The following is a 4763-nucleotide window of genomic DNA, read 5'->3' as shown; positions in this document are numbered from 1 at the left end:
ACATTAGTTTCAATTCCTTATAGGTAGGCTCAAAACTAACAAGAGAATGCTTAGAATATTTCAGAGATTTTGTGTTTCAATTCCTTATAGGTAGGCTCAAAACCTCTGAAGATGACTGTAAAGTGTCCATCTTGGTCAGGTTTCAATTCCTTATAGGTAGGCTCAAAACTCAATAGCTTCTACTCCTTTAGGCACAGCTTCTTTTGAGTTTCAATTCCTTATAGGTAGGCTCAAAACGGGAGTTTATGTGGTTTTTTGTGAGGAATCCTCTTCAGTTTCAATTCCTTATAGGTAGGCTCAAAACTATGCCCGGGGTCCTAATGGACCCTGGGTTATTTATCGTTTCAATTCCTTATAGGTAGGCTCAAAACTGCATCATTTTATTGGTTAAAGTTTATTTTAAATTATGTTTCAATTCCTTATAGGTAGGCTCAAAACAAGAAGTCTACATTCACGATGAAGAACAAAAAAATAGTTTCAATTCCTTATAGGTAGGCTCAAAACCGGGGGGTGGGATTAGTAGGGGAAGTAGGGGTAGGGTTTCAATTCCTTATAGGTAGGCTCAAAACGATTATTGAAGAGTTTGTCAGGGAGTGTTTTAGGTAGGTTTCAATTCCTTATAGGTAGGCTCAAAACGTATAAAATGAAAGTATGGGCATATATACATCCAGAGCTGTTTCAATTCCTTATAGGTAGGCTCAAAACCTAACCCGCTTCCATGACCTTGTGGGCTTATACTACTGTTTCAATTCCTTATAGGTAGGCTCAAAACCCGGAGTTTATTTTAGGCTTAGATTATCCTTATTGGTAGTTTCAATTCCTTATAGGTAGGCTCAAAACTCATTTTCAGGATGCAAACTCACCTCTACATACGGCTGTTTCAATTCCTTATAGGTAGGCTCAAAACACAATAAAGTCATCACCTACGAAAGGTGTCCTAAAAGTTTCAATTCCTTATAGGTAGGCTCAAAACTGATAAAGCTGATGTGGAGTTTTTTCTCATGGACTTGGGTTTCAATTCCTTATAGGTAGGCTCAAAACGCTCCCTTTCCTATCCGAGCCAACTCAAAAGAGAAGAGTTTCAATTCCTTATAGGTAGGCTCAAAACTTTCGCTACCCCTAAAATCTGAAGAGGTATTCCAAGTTTCAATTCCTTATAGGTAGGCTCAAAACCGAGACAAGCTTTCAACTCCACACGGTGAATTAGAAACCTAAAAAACTAAATAATTAAAAACCCAGCATCCAAGCTTTCAACTCCACACGGTGAATTAGAAACGAGAATAGGAAAAGAACTGACTTAAAATGAAGCGATCTTTCAACTCCACACGGTGAATTAGAAACCAAAATATTTGACTAATGAAACGGGGGCTAATGCATTACTTTCAACTCCACACGGTGAATTAGAAACCAAGGTTGCTGTAACCGGCATGGCCTTACCTATACCCTTGAGCTTTTCAATACTGTCAGATCGTTCTCGTGCAATTAGCGCTGCCGCAGCAACAAAGACCAATGCCCGCATTACTATTTGATATTCCAGATGCAACAGAGCTCCCGATGTACCTTCATAAGTACCAAGACCAAGTCCCAGCAGAATATAGCCGATTTCAGCAATGCTGGAAATTACGAGTAGTCGAATTAAGTTTTTCCTCTGTTTCAAGGCAACTAGTTCCCCAACCAAAATAACCACTGCACCAAGTAGAGCTATCATAGAGAGCCCATTAAGAGAAGCAAAATCCACCTTTCCTGCCCCCTTCCCAAAATTGACCCTTTGGATTTGTGTACTTTTTCACTTTCACTATACCATTGTCAATCTTTAATTTCTGTCGTGTAGACGACACAAAGACTAAAAACAGCCAAAAAATAAAAAGGCGCAACCTTTAGCTACGCCTTTTCCAGCTCTTCCAGCAAACGATTTTTAATTTTATACCCTATTGCCGCGATTTCGGGAGCTTGCTCAAATACGCTTACCCCTGCCAAATCAGCAGCAATTACTGCCGGATCATAAGGGATGAATCCTAAAATCGGCAAAAAGTTCACTTCCTGCCTAATTATTTCCTCATCCCCCGGGCGCACCTTGTTGGCCACTGCAAAAACCCTGGTAACTCCCAAATCCCTGGCCAGCCCTACTATCGAGGTCGCTGTTTGGAAACTCCGTTTCCCCGGTTCGACTACAACGATAAAAGCATCTACCCCCGCAGCCGTACCACGTCCCAAATGCTCCAAGCCAGCTTCCATATCAACAATTACCGTATCTTCAGCCTTTAGTACCAAATGACGCAGGAGGTGTTTAAGCAAGACACTTTCCGGACAGACACACCCGGAGCCCCCTTTAGCTACCTTACCCATTTGCATCAACCGTATTCCAGCATGTTCTACCACATACTTTTCCGGGATATCTTCAACCCGGGGATTAAGAGTGAAAAACTGACCCGATGTTCCCGGCTCTGCTCCGGTACGCTCCCTGATTAGCTCTTTATCCTCAGAAATTGTAGTTAACTTTTCTAAAATCTCCGCTGGAAATCCCAATGCTGTGCCTAAATTGGCATCAGGGTCCGCATCCACTGCCAATACCCGCTTTCCCTCGCGGGCAAAAATATGACAGAGAAGGGCGGACAGGGTGGTTTTCCCCACCCCGCCCTTACCAGAAACAGCAATTTTGAGCCCTTTTTCAAACACCGCTATCAACTCCTGACCTTCAAGTTATATCCGGACAGGGCAACCCTAAGGCTTTACGTTTTTGGATGATTCTCTCTAAAATCAGGTGAGCGGCCTTGACCGGATCCTCTTCATAGATCAGTTTCCCCCCGAAGAGACCATCCATAGTCAGAGCATGCCGGTCTTTGTCTCCCAGCAAAATATTGCTGACCAGCTCTGATCCGGCAATGGGAGGCTGAATCCCTACATGCACATCAATGCCATGAGCCAGGAAATAGGTGCCAATGACTAAGGCTTTGGGATTTTGAATCTCCGGGCTCGACGCGGCAACAGGTAGGTCCCTTGCTTCAACGCCAAAATAATTGGCCAGCGCCATTACCAAGTCATCCACTCGGGAATTATCAACACAACTACCCATATGCAAAACGGGCGGCAGAGCTTCCAGGCCGTTGGCCTTTCCAATAACCTTTAACACCTGCTGTAATCCTTCACCGCAATACTCCAGCCCCCGGGGTGACATCAAGGAAAATTTGGCCAGGGAGTGGGCCGAACAACCCGTTGCTACCATCAGCACATTATGTTTCAATAGCTCTTTGGCTACTTCGACATTGGCCCAGTCCTGCTTGATTCGAGGATTGGTACAACCCACCAGGGCCACTACACCCAAAATATTTCCAGATTTTATGTTTTCTGCCAGAGGTTGCAGAGGATCTTCCGGGTTTACCTTTTTCAGCGCCTCTAAAATCTGCTCCGTCGAAAATCCAGCGTAGGCCTCTACTTTATCTTCAGGAATTTTTATTTTTTCGGGGTCCCGTTTGCTGAAATTAGCTATAGCTTTGCGAACAATCGTTTGGGCTGCCTCATCGGCCTTTTCCGGAGTAAATTCCACATGAGTAGCCCCCGGGATTTTAACATTGGGTAAAGTAGTAATAATTTCTGTATGATAACATTTTGCTACCCTGGGTAAGCTGGGCATAATACACTGGACGTCTACCACCATGGCTTCTACCGCACCTGTAACAATCGGCATTTCTTGACTGGAGAAGTTTGTGGCCACAGGCACACCCCGGCGCATCAATATTTCATTTCCTGTACAGCAGACCCCGAAAATGTTAATCCCCTTTGCGCCAACCGCCCTGGCCTCATTTTCCAGTTTTTCCGCCCATTCCACTATTTTTTCAGAAAGCATGGGTATATGGCCATGTACGGAAATGTTAACCATATCTTCTTTAATTACCCCTAACCGGTATTCAGACTTGACCACAGCCGGGACACCAAACAGGACGTCCTGCAAGTCAGTAGACAGGTGCAGCCCTGCATACCCATCAGTCAAGGCTACCCGTATTGCCCCTAACAGGAGGTTAACTGGATCGGCATCACATCCCATGGCCTGCCGGTTGACGGCATTAGTTATCTCCAGATGGGCATTAACAGGCAAAACATTTAAACTCTGCCATCTTGCCACCGTCTTCGGTGGAGCCTTCATTTTTAACCAGGGGAGTACGCCAAATTGCTGCTGGAAGTTTTCCAAGGCCTTGAGAGCCACCTCCCTGGCTACTTCATTAATTTCCCTGCCATCAACTTTCAGACCTAACCTAGCGGCAATATTCAACAGTTTCTCGGGGTTGCTGATCTTATAGGGCGCTTTCCCTTCTGCAGTTTCCAGCAGGGTTAGCGCTACCTCTCGGGCATGCTCTATGTGGGGAGCCGCTCCCTCAGTAACCATGGTCAGAAAATTCCGTGCAACTATAGCATCAGCCGTTGCCCCACACACCCCCGCCTGAGGTCCCTTGCCTCCGGGGACAATTCGGCATGGTCCCTCCAGACAGCGTTTACAACAAACCCCTAATAGCCCAAATTTACAGCGAGCACCCATCGCCTCACTTCGGTCAAAGGCAGTTTCTACGCCTTCTTCCCGGGCTTTGACTAACATTTCCTGTACCCCGGAGTCCAGACTTAGCTCTTCCGCCCTCTTGGCATTTCTGTTCACGGGTATACCCCCCTTTAAGGGAATTTTAAAAAAATTTATGCTACTTTTCTTTCAACTCCACACGGTGAATTAGAAACAGTTTCAATTCCTTATAGGTAGGCTCAAAACCAAGCTCTCG

Annotated in this window: 3 protein-coding genes and 1 CRISPR repeat array; all 3 genes read right to left on the bottom strand. The window is 45.1% G+C overall.

The window, feature by feature from the left end:
• Positions 1-6: 6 nt before the first annotated feature.
• Positions 7-1173: a CRISPR direct-repeat array (repeat unit 30 nt; unit sequence GTTTCAATTCCTTATAGGTAGGCTCAAAAC).
• 160 nt (positions 1174-1333) lie between these two features.
• The 3 genes from G580_RS11915 to cooS all read right to left on the bottom strand — a co-directional run bounded on the left by G580_RS11915 (position 1334) and on the right by cooS (position 4651).
• A complete protein-coding gene (locus G580_RS11915) occupies positions 1334-1738 on the bottom strand; it encodes a proton-conducting transporter transmembrane domain-containing protein (protein ID WP_342665146.1) in 405 nt (134 codons plus the stop codon).
• 143 nt (positions 1739-1881) lie between these two features.
• Positions 1882-2676, bottom strand: coding sequence for an ATP-binding protein (locus G580_RS0109320; RefSeq protein ID WP_028841913.1), 795 nt, complete (start codon positions 2674-2676; stop codon positions 1882-1884).
• A 19-nt stretch (positions 2677-2695) separates the two neighbouring features.
• Positions 2696-4651, bottom strand: a complete 1956-nt coding sequence (gene cooS / locus G580_RS0109315) for an anaerobic carbon-monoxide dehydrogenase catalytic subunit (RefSeq protein ID WP_028841912.1) — start codon at positions 4649-4651, stop codon at positions 2696-2698.
• Positions 4652-4763 lie beyond the last annotated feature (112 nt).

It is taken from the genome of Thermodesulfobacterium hveragerdense DSM 12571, from assembly GCF_000423845.1.
In the GTDB taxonomy this organism is placed as follows: Bacteria; Desulfobacterota; Thermodesulfobacteria; order Thermodesulfobacteriales; family Thermodesulfobacteriaceae; genus Thermodesulfobacterium; species Thermodesulfobacterium hveragerdense.
The sequence above is the reverse complement of the archived record's forward strand: the minus strand, read 5'-3'. Positions and strand labels throughout refer to the sequence as shown.